We start from the raw sequence: 20012 nt of genomic DNA on the forward strand, positions 1-20012 counted from the left end.
ATGGAAAATAAAAAAATCGAATAAATGTTCGATTTTTGTTGGCAAATTGAATTGAAAATAGGTATAATAAGATTAGCAATTCAGTTAAGGAGGAATTTTGAATGAGTGATCGTCAAGCGGCATTAGATATGGCGTTAAAACAAATAGAGAAGCAATTCGGTAAAGGTTCAATTATGAAATTAGGAGAACAAGCGGAACGTAGAATTTCTACAATTTCAAGTGGTTCTTTAGCACTTGATGTGGCACTAGGGGTAGGCGGATACCCACGTGGCCGTATTATCGAAATTTACGGACCTGAAAGTTCAGGTAAAACGACAGTTTCATTACATGCAATTGCAGAAGTACAACGTCAAGGTGGACAAGCAGCATTCATCGATGCGGAGCACGCAATGGATCCTGTATATGCACAAAAATTAGGCGTTAACATAGATGAATTACTATTATCACAGCCTGATACAGGTGAGCAAGGATTAGAAATTGCAGAAGCACTTGTACGAAGTGGTGCGGTTGATATTATCGTAATTGACTCTGTAGCAGCTCTTGTACCGAAAGCAGAGATTGAAGGCGACATGGGTGACTCACACGTAGGTTTACAAGCACGTTTAATGTCACAAGCACTTCGTAAGCTTTCAGGGGCAATCAACAAATCAAAAACAATTGCAATCTTTATTAACCAAATTCGTGAAAAAGTTGGGGTTATGTTCGGAAACCCAGAAACAACTCCAGGTGGTCGTGCGTTGAAATTCTATTCAACTGTCCGTCTTGAAGTGCGTCGTGCGGAGCAATTAAAGCAAGGTAACGACATCGTTGGTAATAAAACAAAAGTAAAAGTAGTGAAAAATAAAGTAGCGCCACCATTCCGTGTTGCTGAAGTTGATATTATGTACGGAGAAGGTATTTCAAGAGAAGGTGAAATCTTGGATATGGCTTCTGAGCTTGATATCGTTCAAAAGAGCGGTGCTTGGTATTCTTACAATGAAGAACGTTTAGGACAAGGTCGTGAAAATTCGAAGCAATTCTTAAAAGAGAATACGGACTTAAGAGAGGAAATTGCCTTCTTTGTTCGTGATCATCACGGAATTGGTGAAGATTCTGGTGTGGAAGACACGGAAGATTCAACTCTTCAAGATTAAAAAATAAAAGACACGGGTCCCGTGTCTTTTATTTTTTACCTTCTATTAAAGCGGTACCTATCGTAGTGGTTAAAATATTTTTTTGACTCAAATGGGATGTGTAAAGAGGAATATTCATGCGTTTTAAGGGAATAAAATGGTATTTACTAAGGTTTTCCAGGATAATATGCTATCAATTTTTCAAATTCAGATAACATTCAGGACTGAAGGTAAAGAAAGTAAAAGTAGACAACGCTTGACAATGAAAATTACGATAGATACAATGAGAATGTATATTTTTTCTTATATACGATATACTCTTCTCAAGAAGAGAAGTAATATTCGGAGTAAGGTTTAAAACTTACCGAAATAATAATATGACATTTTAATTGTGAAATGAAGAAAGTCCCTTAAAAAAGCGGGACGACGGTCTTTGCTGTATGTTGTAATTTAATGTACATGCCGACAGTCTTTTTTCATTCATAGCAAGGGGAGGTGAAATCATGAGTAGTACAGTTTGGATACTCATCTCCATTTTGCTTGCAACAACAGTCGGTGCAGTTGTTGGCTTTTTTGTTCGAAAGTCTATTGCTGAAGCGAAGATTAATGGTGCGGCTAATGAAGCGAAACGTATTCTAGACGAAGCGAATCGTGAGGCTGAAGCACTTAAGAAAGAAGCGCTTTTAGAAGCAAAGGATGAAATTCATACACTTCGTACAGAAGCTGAATTAGAAATTCGTGACCGTAGAAGCGAATTACAAAAACAAGAAAATCGTTTAATGCAAAAAGAAGAGAACCTTGATCGTAAAGACGAAACGCTCGATAAACGCGAGCAACAGTTAGAGAAGAAAGAGGATTCTCTTGTAGCGAGACAACAACAGATTGAAGAGTTGGAAAGCAAAGTGGGAGAGTTAGTTCAAAAGCAACAAACAGAATTAGAGCGCATTTCCAATCTGACACGCGAACAAGCGAAAGCAATTATTCTTGGTAAAGTAGAAAATGAAGTTTCTCATGAAATCGCTGTTATGGTAAAAGAAAGTGAAGTTCGCGCGAAAGAAGAAGCGGATAAGAAAGCAAAAGAGATTTTATCTCTTGCAATGCAAAGATGTGCAGCTGATCATGTTGCTGAAACAACCGTTTCGGTTGTAAATCTTCCAAATGACGAAATGAAGGGACGTATTATCGGGCGTGAAGGTCGTAATATTCGTACGTTAGAAACGTTAACGGGTATTGACTTAATTATCGATGATACACCAGAGGCGGTAATCCTTTCTGGATTCGATCCAATTCGTCGTGAAACAGCTCGTATCGCTCTTGATAAACTAGTACAGGACGGACGTATTCACCCAGCGCGTATTGAAGAGATGGTCGAAAAATCAAGACGTGAAGTGGACGAGTATATTCGCGAAGTCGGAGAGCAAACAACGTTTGAAGTGGGTGTTCATGGATTACACCCAGATTTAATTAAAATTTTAGGTCGTTTAAAATACCGTACAAGTTATGGACAAAACGTCTTAAAACACTCTATGGAAGTTGCATATTTAACTGGACTTATGGCAGCAGAGCTTGGCGAGGATGAAAAACTAGCAAGACGTGCTGGTCTATTACATGATATCGGAAAAGCGATTGACCATGAAGTAGAAGGTAGCCACGTTGAAATTGGTGTTGAACTCGCAACGAAATATAAAGAGCATCCTGTAGTTATAAACAGTATCGCATCTCACCATGGTGACACAGAACCAACTTCTATCATTGCAGTTTTAGTTGCAGCAGCAGATGCTTTATCAGCTGCAAGACCGGGAGCTCGTAGTGAAACGCTTGAAAACTACATTCGTCGTCTTGAAAAGTTAGAAGAGATTTCAGAGTCTTATGAAGGCGTTGAAAAATCATTTGCAATTCAAGCAGGACGTGAAGTTCGTATTTTGGTAAAACCAGATACAATCGATGATTTAGAAGCTCATCGTTTAGCTCGTGATATCCGAAAACGTATTGAAAATGAACTGGATTACCCAGGACATATTAAAGTAACTGTTATTCGTGAAACACGTGCAGTGGAATACGCAAAATAAAGTGGTGAAACACCACTTTATTTTTTTGTGTTGGAATTGGATAAAATAAAGACAGTTAGTTATATAGTGTAAAAGTGAAACAAACTTATAATAAACATATTATAAGGAATTTCCTTAATGCTATAGCAATAAAAAATGCAGTACATAGAAAGGGTAAGACATATGAGAATATTATTTGTTGGGGATGTAGTAGGATCTCCTGGTAGAGGTATGATTCAACAATACGTACCGGCATTAAAGAAAAAATATACACCTACAGTAACAATCATTAATGGAGAAAACGCAGCAGGTGGCCGTGGGATTACAGAAAAAATATATCGAAACTTTTTAGAGTGTGGGGCGCAAGCAGTTACACTTGGAAACCATGCTTGGGATAATCGTGAAGTATTTGAATTCATAGATGATGCAAAATATCTTGCAAGACCAGCTAACTTCCCAGAAGGAACTCCAGGAAAAGGACTTATCTTTGTGAACTGTAATGGAACAGAAGTTGCAGTTATTAACTTACAAGGACGTACTTTCCTTCCTCCGATTGATTGTCCATTCCGTAAAGTGGATGAATTAATTAATATTGCGAAAAAACGTACGAATATTATCTTTGTTGATTTCCATGCGGAGACTACAAGTGAAAAACAAGCGCTAGGTTGGTATGTAGATGGACGTGCTACAGCAGTAGTAGGTACGCATACGCATGTCCCTACAGCGGATAACCGTATTTTACCAAGCGGAACGGCATATATTACAGATGTTGGGATGACAGGGCCATATGATGGAATATTAGGTATGGACCGAGAAGCGGTATTGAAGAAGTTTTTAACGAACTTACCGGTACGATTTGAAGTAACAAGTGGTAGAACGCAATTAAGTGCAGTGTTAATTGATGTGGATCCAAATACAGGAAAAGCAAAGAAAATTGAGCGCATTTTAATTAATGACGATCAACCATTTTTTGAGTAAATTTCCGTTAAATTTTAGATAAGTTATTATATTTTAATTTTTTAGAAAAATTACGGAAATTTAGCAGGAATACGCGCCATTCCTCGTGAATATAAGTTAAAGTGAAATAATTGCTAATACTTTTTAAAGAAACGAGGAGGAAACGCGGAATGGAAATATTAAAAGTTAAAGCAACGTCGGTCCCTAATTCTGTAGCTGGTGCACTTGCAGGTGTTATTCGCGAACGCGGAACAGCAGAAATTCAAGCTATTGGTGCAGGTGCATTGAACCAAGCGGTAAAGGCAGTAGCAATCGCAAGAGGATTTGTAGCGCCTAGTGGTTTGGACCTGATTTGTATCCCAGCGTTTACAGATATTATGATTGATGGCGAAGAGCGTACAGCAATAAAATTAATTGTAGAACCTCGTTAAGTTTTAAACAACCTGTTTGCAGTATGCAAACAGGTTGTTTTTATAATGGAGGACTGAAAATGAAAATTTTTGATGCTCATTGTGACGTGCTTCTTCAGTTATGGAGTGCACAAGGGAAAAGGAATTTTAACGATGATTCACAATTACATATTACATTTGAACAGTTAAAGAGAAGAAAAGGAAGTATACAATGTTTTGCTATATATGTACCAGAAACAGTGGCATATGAAAACCGATTTGAAGCAGCATTACAAATGGTAGATATTTTTTATAATGAAATTTTATCCCTACCAGGTGTAAAGTTTATTCAGACAAAAGATGATATTAACATGTTAAAACAGGACGAGGTTGGAGCGATATTAACACTAGAAGGATGCGAAGCAATTGGAAAAGAAGCAATGAAATTACGGTTGTTGTATCGCCTAGGAGTACGTTCTTTTGGACTAACATGGAATTATGCCAATCTCTTAGCTGATGGTGCGCTAGAGACACGTGGGGCGGGTTTAACGAATTTTGGTAAACAGGTTGTACAAGAACTGAATGCGCTACATGTATGGACTGATGTGTCTCATCTAAATGAAAGAAGTTTTTGGGATGTTATAGAGATTGCAAAAAATCCTATTGCTTCCCACTCAAATTGTATGAAACTTTGCGAGCACCCACGTAATTTAAACGATGAACAACTTAAAGCTCTTATAAAGAAAAATGGCATGATCGGTGTCACTTTTGTACCGCAGTTTCTAACAAGTGAAAGGCAAGCAAATATAACTGATATCATAAAACATATCGAATATATTTGCTCGCTAGGTGGAGAAAACAATATAGGGTTTGGTTCAGATTTTGATGGGATTGTAGATACGGTTGTCAATGTATCTGCCTATGGAGATTATGAAAATGTCATGAATGAGCTTTATAAATACTATGCTGCATCTACTGTAGAAAGATTTTTATATGATAATTTTGTTGAACATATGAGTTTTTAAGTTTGTGGTTTAAAATTCAGAAAAATTAAAATTAATTCATTTGATTTTATTGCTTTTTTTAAGACCTAATACTAGAATGAAAAACAAAATAGCTTTATACTAAAGATTCAGGGAAATCAGAAGAGGCATAATTTGCGTCCGTTGTAGTTTATTTGCATAAAAAATGCTAAACTATTACTGTAAAAAAATACACTACAATGAATGCAGCCAAAAGGGGTGTAGGAGATGATTAGTCAACTTTCATGGAAAGTTGGAGGCCAACAAGGTGAAGGAATTGAAAGTACAGGAGAAATCTTCTGTATTGCATTAAACCGATTAGGATATTACCTATACGGTTACCGCCACTTCTCATCACGTATAAAAGGCGGCCATACAAATAATAAAATTCGTGTAAGTACAACAGAAGTACGCGCGATCTCAGATGATTTAGATATTTTAATTGCTTTTGACCAAGAAACAATTGATTTTAACTTCCACGAACTACGTCCAGGTGGAATTGTAGTTGCGGATGCGAAATTTAATCCAACAATACCCGACAATACAGATGTAAATCTATATGTGATACCGTTTACAGATATTGCTTCAGAATTAGGCACATCATTAATGAAAAACATGGTTGCTGTTGGAGCATCAAGTGCAGTATTAGGATTAGACGAAACAGCTTATTTAGATGTTGTTGAAGAAATCTTTGGTCGTAAAGGAGAGCAAGTCGTTCAAAAGAATATGGACGCAATTAAACGCGGCTCTCAATATATGAAAGAATTACTAGGTGAGAAAGTAAACATGATGCAGCTTGAAAAAGCTGATGGTAAAAAACGCATGTTTATGATTGGAAACGATGCAATCGCATTTGGTGCGGTAGCTGGTGGTGCTCGTTTTATGTCAGCATACCCAATCACACCTGCATCAGAAATTATGGAATACTTAATTAAAAAATTACCGAAAGTCGGCGGAACAGTAATCCAAACTGAGGATGAAATTGCAGCTTGTACAATGGCAATCGGCGCAAACTATGCTGGTGTTCGTACATTAACTGCATCTGCTGGTCCTGGTCTGTCATTAATGATGGAAGCAATCGGTTTAGCAGGTATTACAGAAACCCCATTAGTAATTGTTGATACACAACGTGGTGGTCCAAGTACGGGATTACCAACGAAACAAGAACAGTCTGACTTAATGGCGATGATTTACGGTACGCATGGTGAAATTCCAAAAATCGTAATGGCGCCAAGTACAGTTGAAGAAGCTTTCTATGACATTGTAGAAGCATTTAACTTATCTGAAGAATATCAAGTTCCTGTTATTTTCTTAACAGATTTACAGCTTTCGTTAGGAAAACAAACAGTAGAACCACTTAAATTAGATAAAGTGGAAATCCGTCGTGGTAAGCTTGATTTAGAAGCAGAATTACCAGAACGTGAAAATAAAGCATACTTCAAGCGTTATGAAGTAACTGAAGACGGCGTTTCGCCGCGTGTTTTACCTGGTATGAAAAATGGTGTTCACCATGTTACAGGTGTAGAACATGATGAAACTGGAAAGCCATCGGAATCAGCAATAAACCGTAAAGATCAAATGGACAAACGTTTCCGTAAAATGGAGAACTTGAAGTTTAATACCCCTGTTTATAAAAATGTTAAGCATGAAGAAGCAGATGTATTGCTTGTTGGATTTAACTCAACTCGTGGTGCGATCGAAGAGGCAATGACGCGTTTAGAACAAGAGGGTATGAAAGTAAACCATGCTCATGTGCGTTTAATTCACCCGTTCCCAACAGCTGAAATCGATCCACTTGTGAAAAAGGCGAAGCGTGTTGTAGTAGTAGAAAACAATGCAACAGGTCAACTTGCTAACATTATGAAAATGAATCTTGGTAATGGTGAGAAAATTTCTAGTCTTTTAAAATATGATGGAAACCCATTCTTGCCGAAAGAGATTTACAACGAATGCAAAAAAGGGGTTGTATTAAATGGCAACATTTAAGGACTTTCGTAACAGTGTAAAGCCAAACTGGTGCCCAGGTTGCGGAGACTTCTCAGTGCAAGCTGCAATTCAACGTGCAGCAGCTAACGTTGGCTTAAATCCAGATGAACTTGCTGTTATTTCTGGTATCGGCTGTTCAGGCCGTATTTCAGGTTATATTAATTCATATGGTGTGCATAGTATTCATGGTCGTGCCCTTCCAATTGCACAAGGTGTGAAAATGGCAAATCGTGATTTAACAGTTATCGCTTCAGGTGGTGACGGTGATGGATTTGCGATTGGTATGGGACATACAATCCATTCTATTCGTCGTAATATCGACATTACGTACATCGTAATGGATAACCAAATTTACGGGTTAACAAAAGGGCAAACTTCACCACGTAGTGAAGCGGGATTTAAAACGAAAAGCACACCACAAGGTTCAATTGAACCATCACTAAATGTAATGGAAATGGCTTTAACAGCTGGTGCGACATTTGTGGCGCAAAGCTTTTCGAGTGATTTAAAAGAATTAACACAAATTATTGAAGCTGGTATTAACCATAAAGGATTTTCATTAATTAACGTATTTAGCCCATGTGTTACTTACAATAAAGTAAATACTTACGATTGGTTTAAAGAGAACTTAACGAAACTAAGCACAGTAGAGGGATATGATCCATCTAATCGCATGATGGCTATGCAAACGTTAATGGAAAATAACGGTTTAGTAACAGGTTTGATTTATCAAAATACTAAGCAACCATCATATCAAGAACTTGTTAAAGGCTATAGTGAAGAGCCTTTAGTGAAATCTGATTTAAATATGGATCAGAAAATGTTTGATGAGCTTGTTGCTGAATTTATGTAATGTAAGAAGAGGAGGTTGCCGATTTGGCAACCTTTTTTATGTGCAAAAAAATATAGGGTAGTTTTATTTACTTAGAAAATTCAGAATGGTAAAATAATATGTAAATCGTTGTATGAAAATGGCAAGTTCATTGCTTATGAAATGTAAGATAATAAAGGGCCTCTGAATTGTTAAAATTGGCGAAACACGTCATACTATGGTAATGTTTATAGGGATAAAGCAATATGCTTTTGGGTAGGACAACAAGAAATGATAAAAAGGGAATGTCTATTTGCGTGGGGAAGACTTCATTCTTATGAATGATTAGATTGATTACTCAAGTTTCAAAGGACAAGTTATCTCCAAGCTATCTAACCATTTTTGAGGTGAGTCTAAGCGCATTAAAATGGACTATAGAGTGTGTATAGTTAAGGGTGAAAGGAGATTACCGATGAACGAGCAACAACGATTAGCAAGTCAACAAGCAAATTCCTCTACGAAAAAAGAAGAGAAAGATTATAGTAAATACTTTGAAAGTGTATATCAACCACCTTCCTTAAAGGATGCGAAAAAGCGCGGGAAAGAAGAAGTTAAAATTGAACGGGATTTTGGCTTACCTGAAGAGTTTCGTAATTTTGGTACAGGCCGAAAGTTCTATATTCGTACATATGGTTGTCAAATGAATGAGCATGATACGGAAGTAATGGCAGGTATTTTCACAACACTTGGATATGAACCAACTTTTTCAACTGAGGATGCAGATGTAGTTTTATTAAACACTTGTGCCATTCGTGAAAATGCTGAAAATAAAGTGTTTGGTGAACTAGGCCATTTAAAGTCACTAAAACGAAGAAATCCGGACCTTTTAATTGGTGTATGTGGTTGTATGTCTCAAGAAGAATCTGTTGTAAATAAAATTATGCAAAAAAATCAGCATGTAGATATGGTGTTTGGAACGCATAATATTCATAGATTACCGTACATTCTAAAAGATGCGATGTTCTCGAAGGAAACGGTAGTTGAAGTTTGGTCAAAGGAAGGCGACGTAATTGAAAACCTTCCAAAAGTACGCCGTGGTGATATTAAAGCTTGGGTAAATATTATGTATGGCTGTGATAAATTCTGTACGTATTGTATTGTACCGTATACACGCGGAAAAGAGCGAAGTAGACGTCCAGAAGATATTATCCAAGAGATTCGTCACTTAGCTGCGAATGGTTATAAAGAAATTACGTTACTTGGTCAAAACGTAAATGCATATGGTAAAGATTTTGAAGATATAGAATACGGTCTTGGCGATTTAATGGACGAACTTCGTAAAGTTGATATTGCCCGTATTCGTTTTACAACGAGCCATCCACGTGATTTCGATGATCACTTAATTGAAGTGCTTGGCAAAGGTGGCAACCTAGTAGAACATATCCATTTACCAGTTCAATCTGGAAGTACGGATATGCTGAAAATTATGGCACGTAAATATTCGCGTGAGCATTATTTAGAACTTGTAAGAAAAATTAAAGAAGCAATTCCAGATGCAGTATTAACAACAGATATTATCGTTGGTTTCCCAAATGAAACAGATGAGCAATTTGAAGAAACGATGTCGTTATATCGTGAAGTAGGGTTTGATACTGCCTTTACATTCATTTATTCTCCGCGCGAAGGTACACCAGCTGCAAAAATGAAAGATAATGTACCGATGGAAGTAAAGAAAGAACGTCTTCAACGCTTAAATACACTAGTAAATACGTTGGCAATTGAAAAGAATAGTCGTTACAAAGGTCAAATTGTAGAAGTGTTAGTTGATGGGGAAAGTAAAAATAATCCAGAAGTACTTGCAGGTTATACTCGTACGAATAAACTTGTAAACTTCGTTGCTTCAAAATCTTTAATTGGTCAGCTTGTGAAAGTAAAAGTAACGGAAGCAAAAACTTGGTCTCTTAACGGGGAATTAGTTGAAGAGCCGATTGAGGTGAAATAATAGATGAAAGTATATTCGAAAGATGACATTGTTGAACAAGCGAAAGAATTAGCAAAAATGATTTCTGAAACAGAAGAGGTTGATTTTTTTAAGAAAGCAGAGGCGCAAATTCATAAAAATGAAAATGTAAAGCGCGCAATCGATGAAATTAAAGCACTGCAAAAACAAGCAGTAAACTTGCAACATTACGGGAAATGGGAAGCTTTAAAAAAGGTAGAAGCTGAAATTGATGCATTGCAAGATAAGTTAGACAGTATTCCAGTTGTACAAGAATTTAAATCTTCACAAACATATGTAAATGACTTATTACAGTTAGTTGCTAGTACAATTTCTAACAACGTAACAGATGAAATATTAATTTCAACTGGTGGCGATGTACTAAAGGGTGAAACTGGCGCAGCGGTAGAAAGTAAAAAAGGAAATTGTGGTTGTTAAAGAGATGTCATATTGACATCTCTTTTTTTTAGTTGATTAAACGTAAGTTCTTCTCAAAAAAAGAATGACACATTCCGCTATTGTCACGCATATGATTAAGTGAATAGTGATTGAGGAGGGTTACGAATGTCCGAATTTAGAGAGATTATTACAAAAGCAGTGGTTGGAAAAGGACGTAAGTATACAAAGTCAACGCATACATGTGAATCGAATAATGAACCAACAAGTATTTTAGGGTGCTGGGTAATTAACCACTCGTACGAAGCAAGAAAGAATGGGAAGCATGTGGAAATTGAAGGTTTCTATGATGTGAACACTTGGTATTCATTTGATGGAAATACAAAGACTGAAGTTGTAACAGAACGCGTGAACTACACGGACGAAGTCAGCATTGGTTATCGTGATAAAAACTTTTCTGGTGACGATTTAGAAATTATTGCTCGTGTTATTCAGCCACCAAATTGTTTAGAAGCGCTTGTATCACCAAACGGTAATAAAATTGTTGTAACTGTAGAACGTGAATTTGTAACAGAAGTAGTTGGAGAAACGAAAATTTGTGTAAGTGTAAATCCTGAAGGCTGCGTAGAATCAGATGATGATTTCCAAATTGCTGATGATGAATTTGAAGAATTAGATCCGAACTTTATCGTTGATGCAGAAGAAGAGTAATAGAAAGCTAGGGAGAAGTTCTTCCTAGCTTTTTACTTTACATAAGTGGCGCTGAATGAACATGATTCTTTATGAAATATGTTATAATGAAGATAGACTCCTGAAATAGGAGATATGGATGTCCGTGAAATGTGACATATATGAAAATTGATTACTATGTAAGAATTATGGAGGAAAAGTATGACGCAATATACCCCTATGATACAGCAATATTTAAAGGTTAAGGCAGACTATCAAGATGCCTTTTTATTTTTCCGATTAGGCGATTTTTATGAAATGTTCTTTGAAGATGCCGTTAAAGCAGCTCATGAGCTTGAGATTACATTAACGAGCCGAGATGGTGGCAGTAGTGATCGTATACCGATGTGCGGTGTACCCCATCATGCAGCTAAAAATTATATTGAACAACTTGTTGAAAAAGGATATAAAGTTGCTGTTTGTGAGCAAGTGGAAGATCCAAAAACAGCTAAAGGTGTAGTGCGCCGTGAAGTAGTACAACTAATTACGCCAGGAACGATGATGGAAGGGCGTACAATTGATGAGAAAGAAAACAACTTCTTAGCCGCATTAACACATTTTGAAGATGGATCATATGCTTTAGCTTGTAATGATTTAACGACTGGACAAAATACAGTAACGTTATTGACTGGTTCAGTAGAAGATATTTTATTGGAAGTGTATGCAACTGGTTCGAAAGAAATTGTTGTAGATTCTTCATTTTCTAAAGATGAATTAAATAAATTAACTGAAACGTTAAAAATGACAATTTCATATGAAGATGCAACGGCAATTCCTGAAGGATTAGAACATCTTGTGAAAAATGTTTCGCAAGCAAAGTTAATTAAAGCAATTGGACGCTTATTTAACTATGTGATAAGAACGCAAAAACGTTCATTAGATCATTTACAACCTGTAGAAATTTATTATACGAATCAATTTATGAAAATTGATGTGCATTCAAAGCGAAATTTAGAGCTGACGGAAACACTTCGAACGAAAGAAAAAACAGGATCATTATTATGGCTATTGGATAAAACAAAAACAGCTATGGGTGGTCGTATGTTAAAACAGTGGATGGAACGTCCACTTATTCAGAAAGAAAAAGTTGAAGAGCGTTTAGAAATGGTTGAAACATTTGTAAATGATTACTTCTTACGTGAAGATTTAAAAGAAAAATTAAAAGAAGTATATGATTTAGAACGTTTAGCAGGAAAAGTTGCATTTGGTAATGTCAATGCAAGGGACTTATTACAGTTAAGACGATCTTTACTTCAAGTGCCAGCTATTTTAGAAGCGATTAGTTTGTTAGATAATGCTTATGCAGCAAGGTTAATTCAAGGAGCGGATCCATGTGAGAGCTTAACTGAATTACTAGGAAGAAGTATTCAAGAAAACCCACCGCTTTCTATTAAAGATGGAGATATTATTAAAGACGGTTATAATGACAAGCTTGATCAATATCGTTACGTTAGTAAAAACGGAAAAACGTGGATCGCTGAGCTTGAAAAACGAGAGCGTGATATTACAGGAGTTAAATCGTTAAAAATCGGGTACAACCGTATTTTCGGCTACTACATTGAAGTGACGAAGGCGAATCTTGCAGCACTTCCAGAAGGCCGCTACGAACGAAAACAAACGCTTGCTAATGCTGAACGTTTCATTACAGATGAACTGAAAGAAAAAGAAACGTTAATTTTAGAAGCAGAAGAAAAAATTGTACAACTAGAATACGATTTATTTACAGCGCTTCGTGAAGAAGTAAAAGTATTTATTCCGAAATTACAACATTTAGCAAAAGTAATTAGTGAATTAGACGTACTGCAAAGTTTTGCGACAGTTAGTGAAGAAGAACAGTTTGTAAAACCTGTACTAACAACGAAGCGTGAAATCTTTATTAAAGATGGTCGTCATCCTGTCGTTGAAAAAGTATTGAACGGGAAATTGTATGTACCGAATGATTGTATTATGCCAGAGAAGATGGATGTCTTTTTAATTACAGGACCGAACATGTCTGGTAAAAGTACGTATATGAGACAATTAGCACTTGTAACTGTTATGTCGCAAATCGGTTGTTTCGTACCAGCAACAGAAGCAGTATTACCTGTATTTGATCAAATCTTTACGAGAATTGGTGCAGCGGATGATTTAATATCAGGTCAAAGTACATTTATGGTCGAAATGTTAGAAGCGAAAAATGCAATTGCAAACGCATCAGAAAGAAGTTTAATTTTATTCGATGAAATTGGACGAGGTACATCTACGTATGATGGTATGGCACTTGCACAAGCAATCATTGAACATATTCATGACCAAATTGGTGCAAAAACGTTATTCTCTACGCATTATCATGAATTGACTGTGTTAGAAGAGAGTTTAGAGCAACTGAAAAATGTACACGTTTCAGCAATTGAAGAGAATGGAAAAGTAGTATTCCTTCATAAAATTCAAGATGGAGCAGCTGATAAAAGTTACGGAATTCACGTTGCGCAACTTGCAGAGCTTCCAGATAGCTTAATCGCCCGCGCGAAAGAAGTGTTAGCACAACTAGAAGGACAGGAAGAAATTATTATTCCAAAGCGTGTAGAAGTAAAGGTACAAGAAGTTGTTCCAGAACCTGTAGTTGTAAAAGAAGAACCGGCAGAAATACAAGAAAAGAAAGAAGAGACTGAAGAAGAGTCACAACTATCTTTCTTTGGAGGAGACCAATCTTCAAAAAAACAAGACAAGCCTGTGCTTGATCAAAAAGAAAGCGCAGTACTTGCGCAAATTAAAAAAATTGATTTACTTGATATGACACCTTTAGAAGCGATGAACGAATTGTATCGCTTACAGAAGAAGTTAAAGAAAGGATGAGTAAGTAGATGGGGAAAATTCGCAAACTCGATGACCAACTCTCTAACTTAATTGCGGCAGGGGAAGTAGTAGAGCGCCCTGCTTCAGTCGTAAAAGAACTTGTGGAAAATTCTATCGATGCGAATAGTACATCTATTGAAATCCACTTAGAAGAAGCTGGGTTATCGAAAATTCGTATCATTGATAATGGTGATGGTATTGCAGAAGAAGACTGTATCGTCGCTTTTGAACGCCATGCGACGAGTAAAATTAAAGATGAAAACGATCTGTTTCGCATAAGAACACTCGGTTTCCGCGGTGAGGCATTGCCGAGTATTGCCTCTGTTAGTGAATTAGAATTAATTACTAGCACAGGTGATGCGCCTGGTACACACCTCATAATTAAAGGTGGAGACATTATAAAACAAGAGAAAACTGCGAGCCGAAAAGGAACAGATATTACAGTACAAAACTTATTCTTTAATACACCAGCGCGTCTTAAATATATGAAAACCATTCATACGGAGCTCGGGAATATTACAGATATCGTGTATCGTATTGCAATGTCACATCCAGAAGTATCGTTAAAACTGTTTCATAATGAAAAGAAATTGCTTCATACATCAGGTAACGGTGATGTAAGGCAAGTACTTGCATCGATTTACAGTATTCAAGTTGCGAAGAAGCTTGTTCCAATTGAAGCTGAATCTTTAGACTTTACAATTAAAGGCTATGTAACATTACCAGAAGTAACAAGAGCATCTCGTAATTATATGTCAACGATCGTAAATGGTCGTTACGTTCGAAACTTTGTACTAATGAAAGCAATTCAGCAAGGATACCATACATTACTGCCAGTCGGCCGGTATCCAATTGGCTTCTTATCGATTGAAATGGATCCAATGCTAGTTGACGTTAACGTACATCCAGCGAAGTTAGAGGTTCGTTTTAGTAAAGAACAAGAATTGCTAAAGCTGATCGAAGAAACATTGCAAGCTGCATTTAAAAAAATACAGCTCATTCCAGATGCAGGCGTAACAACGAAGAAAAAAGAAAAAGACGAAAGTGTGCAAGAACAGTTCCAGTTTGAGCATGCAAAGCCGAAAGAACCATCTATGCCGGACATTGTTTTACCAACTGGAATGGATGCAAAACAAGAAGAACCGCAGGCTGTGAAACAGCCACCACAACTGTGGCAACCGCCGAAACAAGAATGGCAACCACCACAGTCGCTCATAAGAGAAGAACAAAGTTGGCAACCATCTACTAAACCGATAATCGAAGAACCAATTCAAGAAGAGAGATCGTGGGACAGTAATGAAGAGGACTTTGAACTAGAGGAATTAGAAGAAGAAGTTCGGGAAATAAAAGAGATTGAAATGAACGGGAATGACTTACCACCACTTTATCCAATTGGACAAATGCATGGAACATATATTTTCGCTCAAAATGATAAAGGCTTATATATGATTGACCAGCATGCCGCGCAGGAACGTATTAATTATGAATACTTCCGTGATAAAGTAGGAAGGGTAGCGCAAGAAGTACAAGAGTTACTTGTACCGTACCGTATTGATCTATCTCTTACTGAATTTTTACGTGTCGAAGAACAGTTAGAAGAACTAAAAAAAGTCGGGCTATTTTTAGAACAATTCGGCCATCAATCCTTTATCGTCCGCTCGCATCCAACATGGTTCCCGAAAGGACAAGAAACAGAAATTATCGATGAAATGATGGAGCAAGTTGTTAAACTAAAAAAAGTTGATATTAAAAAGTTACGTGAAGAAGCAGCCATCATGATGAGCTGTAAAGCATCCATTAAAGCGAATCAATATTTAACGAACGATCAAATATTTGCCTTACTGGAAGAATTACGTACAACAACAAATCCATACACATGCCCACACGGAAGACCGATTCTTGTGCATCATTCTACTTATGAGTTGGAAAAGATGTTTAAGAGGGTTATGTAGAGTGAATAAAATTACTTTTCAAAAGGGAGCAACATTTACTGTTGCTCCCTTTTAATATGTAGATTTAATTGTTAAACGAAAATAAGGTGGAGTAATTTTGCAGTTTATTTCTTGGTTGCGTTAGCTTAAATTTATCTATGTATAAAAAAGCGCTGTATACAGCACTTTTTAAAAGGTGCATGAATTGTATAATAAAGGTTTCTACATTACTAACCAAATAACTATGCATGGCCAAATGTTGCTTCTTATTTGGCTAATTGTTATAAGGATCTATACAATTATTTATTTTTATTATTATTGATTTTTTCAGTGTATAGAACTTGCTCTTTATAGTGCTTCTTAATTGGAAAGTTATGTGTACCTGTCCCGTTCTTGAATTTTTTGTCAATGGGGTTCTTTAGAGGAACTGTTGTAGTTTCAGTAAATTCATATGGGTAATTTATTTTAGATTTATCTTCAAACATGAAAATGCCTCCTTTTAGGATTTCCTAAATTCTTTACTATAACATGATATGCATATAGATATTTTTTGGACTAGTTATTTATATAGGTTAATGGAATTTAATTACATAACTACTGAAACATTTTAAAGGAAAACAATTTGAGAAAGAAATGGTATGAATAGCTGTTGGCTCTTATTGTTGTTTTTTTGTTTGACAGCACAGTGAATTATGTATATAAATTCAATATAGATTGTTTTTATAATATGGTTTATATGGGATTTTCCTGATAATATAATGTGGAATATTATAGTGTTATTAGGTTATTAGGAACATTTAATGCTGTTTCATAACTGAAAGGGAATTGAAAAAAAACTGAAACTTTTCTCATAAAAATTCAATCTAACTTGAAAAATGAAAGGAAAATGAAATTTTCCAAAAGATATTCTTTGTTAAGATAAAAAGCATACATACAAAAAGTATTGACATATCTTAAAAATGTATTTTCAAGATATAGTGGGGGAAAAGATGAGATTAGAAAAACAATTAATAAAAAAGATGTATTATGAAACATTCCTAATGGAGAATGAAACAAAACCAACTCTTGACGTACTTGGACAAGCTTATGTAAACGAAGAAAAAAATGAGATTTCTGATGGGTCTTATATTCGTTTTGCACAAGGTGAATTTTATTATCGTCATCAAGATTTTGAAGCAGCTATTTTTAAATGGGAGAAGGTTAGTAATGAATTAGCACCATGGGCACAAAAAAATATTGCGGATGCTTATTTCGAACTTAATCAGTTATCATTTGCTGAAAATATTTATACTTCTATTACTACTGATAATAAAATATTGATGACCGAAATTAGACTACAATTACTTTCTCTTTACATTGAGCAAAATAATTTTGACTCAGCTTTCGGTGTTATTAAAGAAGCAGTTTCTTTAAATCCTGATTATCCGAATGTCACAAAAATTGCCCGTTCCTTTTATGAGGAACAGCAAGATTTTGATAGTGCAGTAGAGCTTGCTGTGAATGAGTTAATTCGCATAGAATCGTACCCTTGGTTTGAGGTGTTAAAAGGATATATCGATAAAGGGTTTACTAAACATATTTCACCAGACTATTTTTATGATGCATTAGCTACATTAAATAATGTAGATCAAGTACAATTTACGCAAATGGTTTCATCACTCTGGAACAGTTATAAAAATGAAAAAAATTACTTATTGTGGCTTAACACAATAAATGAATTTTTCTTACATATTGAAATACATTCGTCCGATATATGGAACAAAGTTTCTGCTCTTTACGAAGAAACGTACTTTGCATTAATTCAAGGTCAATATACGCTTAGACAATTAAACGATATCATACCAAATCTGTTAGCAAATTGGTTAAAGGTAGTCAATCCATCTTATGCTGTATTTCCATCTGCAGCTGTATTGGCATGGGATGAGATTTTCCCTTCCAAAATAGATTCAGCAAATATAGAACATGCGGAAAACTTACTGTCACATTCTATTAATCATGTAAATGGCTTAGAGTACAGCTTACACCTTTTTGAATCTATTACACAATGGGCACAAAAGCACAATATAGAAATAGGTCACCGATTTAAATGGCTAGTTGACGAGCTCGCAGATTTAAGAACAAATCGTATTTTAGTAACGGGAACTTCAGGAAACGGAAAAACTACATTTATTAACTCTATATTAGGAGAAAATATATTAGAAAAATCAATTTCAAATGTAGTAGTTTTAAAAAATGATGCTCATATAGAAATAAACGCTATAACAGACTCAGCAATTACAACAACGGAAGATGTCTCTGATTACCATAATATGATGTCTCAGCACCATCAAACATATAGAGATAGAGCGTGTGTTGAATTTAAATTACCATGCAGATTTTTAAATGAAAATAAACTTACATTTGTAGTGACACCTGGCTTTAATAGGAATAACGACACTAGAGATGAAATATTCGAATATTTAAATTCTGTAGACGAATTACTATTCGTATTGAATGCGGATTCACCTTTTACTGATAAAGAACGTGACATTCTATTAAGTATTCAAGAACATACGCCAAATTTACAAATTCATTTCTTATTAAATAAAATCGATAACATTTACAGTGAAGCAGAAGTGAAAAGGGTATTACATGATACGGCAACGAGAATAAACACATATTTCCCGCATGCGAGAATTTTCCCTTATTCTTCGTTATATACAAGTAGTCAACAATTAAATGATTTAACTGAGTTTATTCATTTTAACTTTAATCATAAACATATAGATGCAGAACGTACTGAAAAGTTATTATATTTCATTCGAAAAACAATTACATATCTTTTGGATAAACGTGTTGAGAAAGAAAACAATCTAGTGGATGCTATTAATTGGAATGAAGATATGCTAGTGAAACTAAACGGTAGCATTAATAACCTTACTGCATTTGAGCGGGAAAAAATTCATCTCATTACACAATCATATCGTTCAATGAAAACTGAAATTACAAATGATCTTACTGAAAATATTCCGAAGATATTAAAGAGCTGTTCTAATTTAATTAGTGAAGAAAGTGATTTCGGGCACATGGATACGGAACTAAATAAAGCAATGAATGAAAGAGTGCATAAATATTTAGAACAAACTGTATTACCTAATCTTGCTCTTTCTATGCAAAATTGGATTGCAACTTCTAATAATGAGCTTCTTCAAAGTCAAACGTATTTAGAAGAACTTAGTGAAGGGCTTAATTCACTATTTGGAGAAAATAGAATACAGTTAGAATGTGACTTTAAAGTGCTTGATGACTGGCGCAGAGATACTGACAGGATGACGACTAGAATACAAATGGATGAAGTAAATATTTTACGTCGATTTACGCCAGCACAATTTTTACTGAAAAGTGCCGGTAAATTATTTGGAGTTCTTCCTAAAAATAAATCTATGCTATATAACAAATACAAACAGTATGTAGAAAATGAAGATTATACTGAAGTAACGGCTTCTATTATGAAGAAATTTTTCTTGCAATTTGAGCTGTTTGAAAACACACAAGAGCGAGATATTAATATATTCTTTAGGAATCCATTTAACTTCTTAAAGCAAGCTGTAGAAAACACGCATTTAGAAATACAAGAAAAACAAGAGATATTACATAAGATGAAATCAAATCCTGAAATCTATCATGATTCTATCATGCTCTTTGAATTGAGATTGCGTCAATGTGAAGTAATTTTAAATATGGGTAATGATAATACCTATACGGATGTAGCTTTAGAAACAAGCGTAGAATAAAAGTAAAAGGGAGCAACTGTAATA

Annotated in this window: 14 protein-coding genes; 13 read left to right on the forward strand and 1 reads right to left on the reverse strand. The window is 35.5% G+C overall.

The features are described from left to right. Positions 1-101 precede the first annotated feature (101 nt). From recA to mutL, 12 genes are all read left to right on the forward strand, one after another. Positions 102-1133, forward strand: a complete 1032-nt coding sequence (gene recA, locus AC1Q8M_RS20480; protein WP_001283854.1) for a recombinase RecA — start codon at positions 102-104, stop codon at positions 1131-1133. 482 nt (positions 1134-1615) lie between these two features. Beyond that, positions 1616-3181, forward strand: a complete 1566-nt coding sequence (gene rny, locus AC1Q8M_RS20485) for a ribonuclease Y (protein ID WP_000099769.1) — start codon at positions 1616-1618, stop codon at positions 3179-3181. A 162-nt stretch (positions 3182-3343) separates the two neighbouring features. Further along, complete coding sequence (locus AC1Q8M_RS20490) at positions 3344-4138, forward strand: TIGR00282 family metallophosphoesterase (protein ID WP_001221097.1); 795 nt, start codon at positions 3344-3346, stop codon at positions 4136-4138. Positions 4139-4287: 149 nt separating this feature from the next. After that, positions 4288-4548 carry a stage V sporulation protein SpoVS gene (spoVS, locus tag AC1Q8M_RS20495; protein ID WP_000404341.1) on the forward strand — a complete coding sequence of 87 codons (261 nt, stop codon included), beginning with the start codon at positions 4288-4290 and terminating at the stop codon, positions 4546-4548. Between the two features lie 59 nt (positions 4549-4607). Beyond that, positions 4608-5531, forward strand: coding sequence for a dipeptidase (locus tag AC1Q8M_RS20500; protein WP_000688047.1), 924 nt, complete (start codon positions 4608-4610; stop codon positions 5529-5531). A gap of 225 nt (positions 5532-5756) precedes the next feature. Then, entirely contained in the window at positions 5757-7514 is a 1758-nt protein-coding gene (locus AC1Q8M_RS20505) for a 2-oxoacid:acceptor oxidoreductase subunit alpha (protein ID WP_000625417.1), read from the forward strand. Beyond that, positions 7501-8367, forward strand: coding sequence for a 2-oxoacid:ferredoxin oxidoreductase subunit beta (locus AC1Q8M_RS20510; RefSeq protein WP_000190155.1), 867 nt, complete (start codon positions 7501-7503; stop codon positions 8365-8367). The genes AC1Q8M_RS20505 and AC1Q8M_RS20510 overlap by 14 nt, the downstream gene beginning before the upstream one ends. A gap of 430 nt (positions 8368-8797) precedes the next feature. Beyond that, positions 8798-10327: a tRNA (N6-isopentenyl adenosine(37)-C2)-methylthiotransferase MiaB gene (gene miaB, locus AC1Q8M_RS20515; RefSeq protein ID WP_001005391.1), complete on the forward strand. Its 1530-nt coding sequence runs from the start codon at positions 8798-8800 to the stop codon at positions 10325-10327. A 3-nt stretch (positions 10328-10330) separates the two neighbouring features. Next, a complete protein-coding gene (locus tag AC1Q8M_RS20520; protein ID WP_000870460.1) occupies positions 10331-10762 on the forward strand; it encodes a YlbF/YmcA family competence regulator in 432 nt (143 codons plus the stop codon). Positions 10763-10888: 126 nt separating this feature from the next. Next, positions 10889-11431, forward strand: a complete 543-nt coding sequence (gene cotE / locus AC1Q8M_RS20525) for an outer spore coat protein CotE (protein WP_001288799.1) — start codon at positions 10889-10891, stop codon at positions 11429-11431. Between the two features lie 180 nt (positions 11432-11611). Next, the gene (mutS, locus tag AC1Q8M_RS20530) at positions 11612-14284 is read left to right on the forward strand and encodes a DNA mismatch repair protein MutS (protein WP_098361308.1); all 2673 of its coding nucleotides are present in this window, start codon (positions 11612-11614) and stop codon (positions 14282-14284) included. Between the two features lie 8 nt (positions 14285-14292). Then, a complete protein-coding gene (gene mutL / locus AC1Q8M_RS20535; RefSeq protein WP_098361309.1) occupies positions 14293-16236 on the forward strand; it encodes a DNA mismatch repair endonuclease MutL in 1944 nt (647 codons plus the stop codon). 278 nt (positions 16237-16514) lie between these two features. On the opposite strand, the gene AC1Q8M_RS20540 is transcribed toward mutL, so the two are convergent. After that, on the reverse strand, positions 16515-16700 hold the full coding sequence (locus AC1Q8M_RS20540; RefSeq protein ID WP_000461138.1) for a hypothetical protein: 186 nt from the start codon (positions 16698-16700) through the stop codon (positions 16515-16517). A 504-nt stretch (positions 16701-17204) separates the two neighbouring features. Between AC1Q8M_RS20540 and AC1Q8M_RS20545 the strand changes: the two genes are divergently transcribed. Further along, positions 17205-19988 (forward strand): dynamin family protein, encoded by a 2784-nt coding sequence (locus tag AC1Q8M_RS20545; RefSeq protein WP_098361310.1) that lies wholly within the window; start codon positions 17205-17207, stop codon positions 19986-19988. The last annotated feature ends 24 nt before the right edge of the window (positions 19989-20012 follow it).

Source organism: Bacillus sp. GW823-FHT06A10 (genome assembly GCF_058795375.1).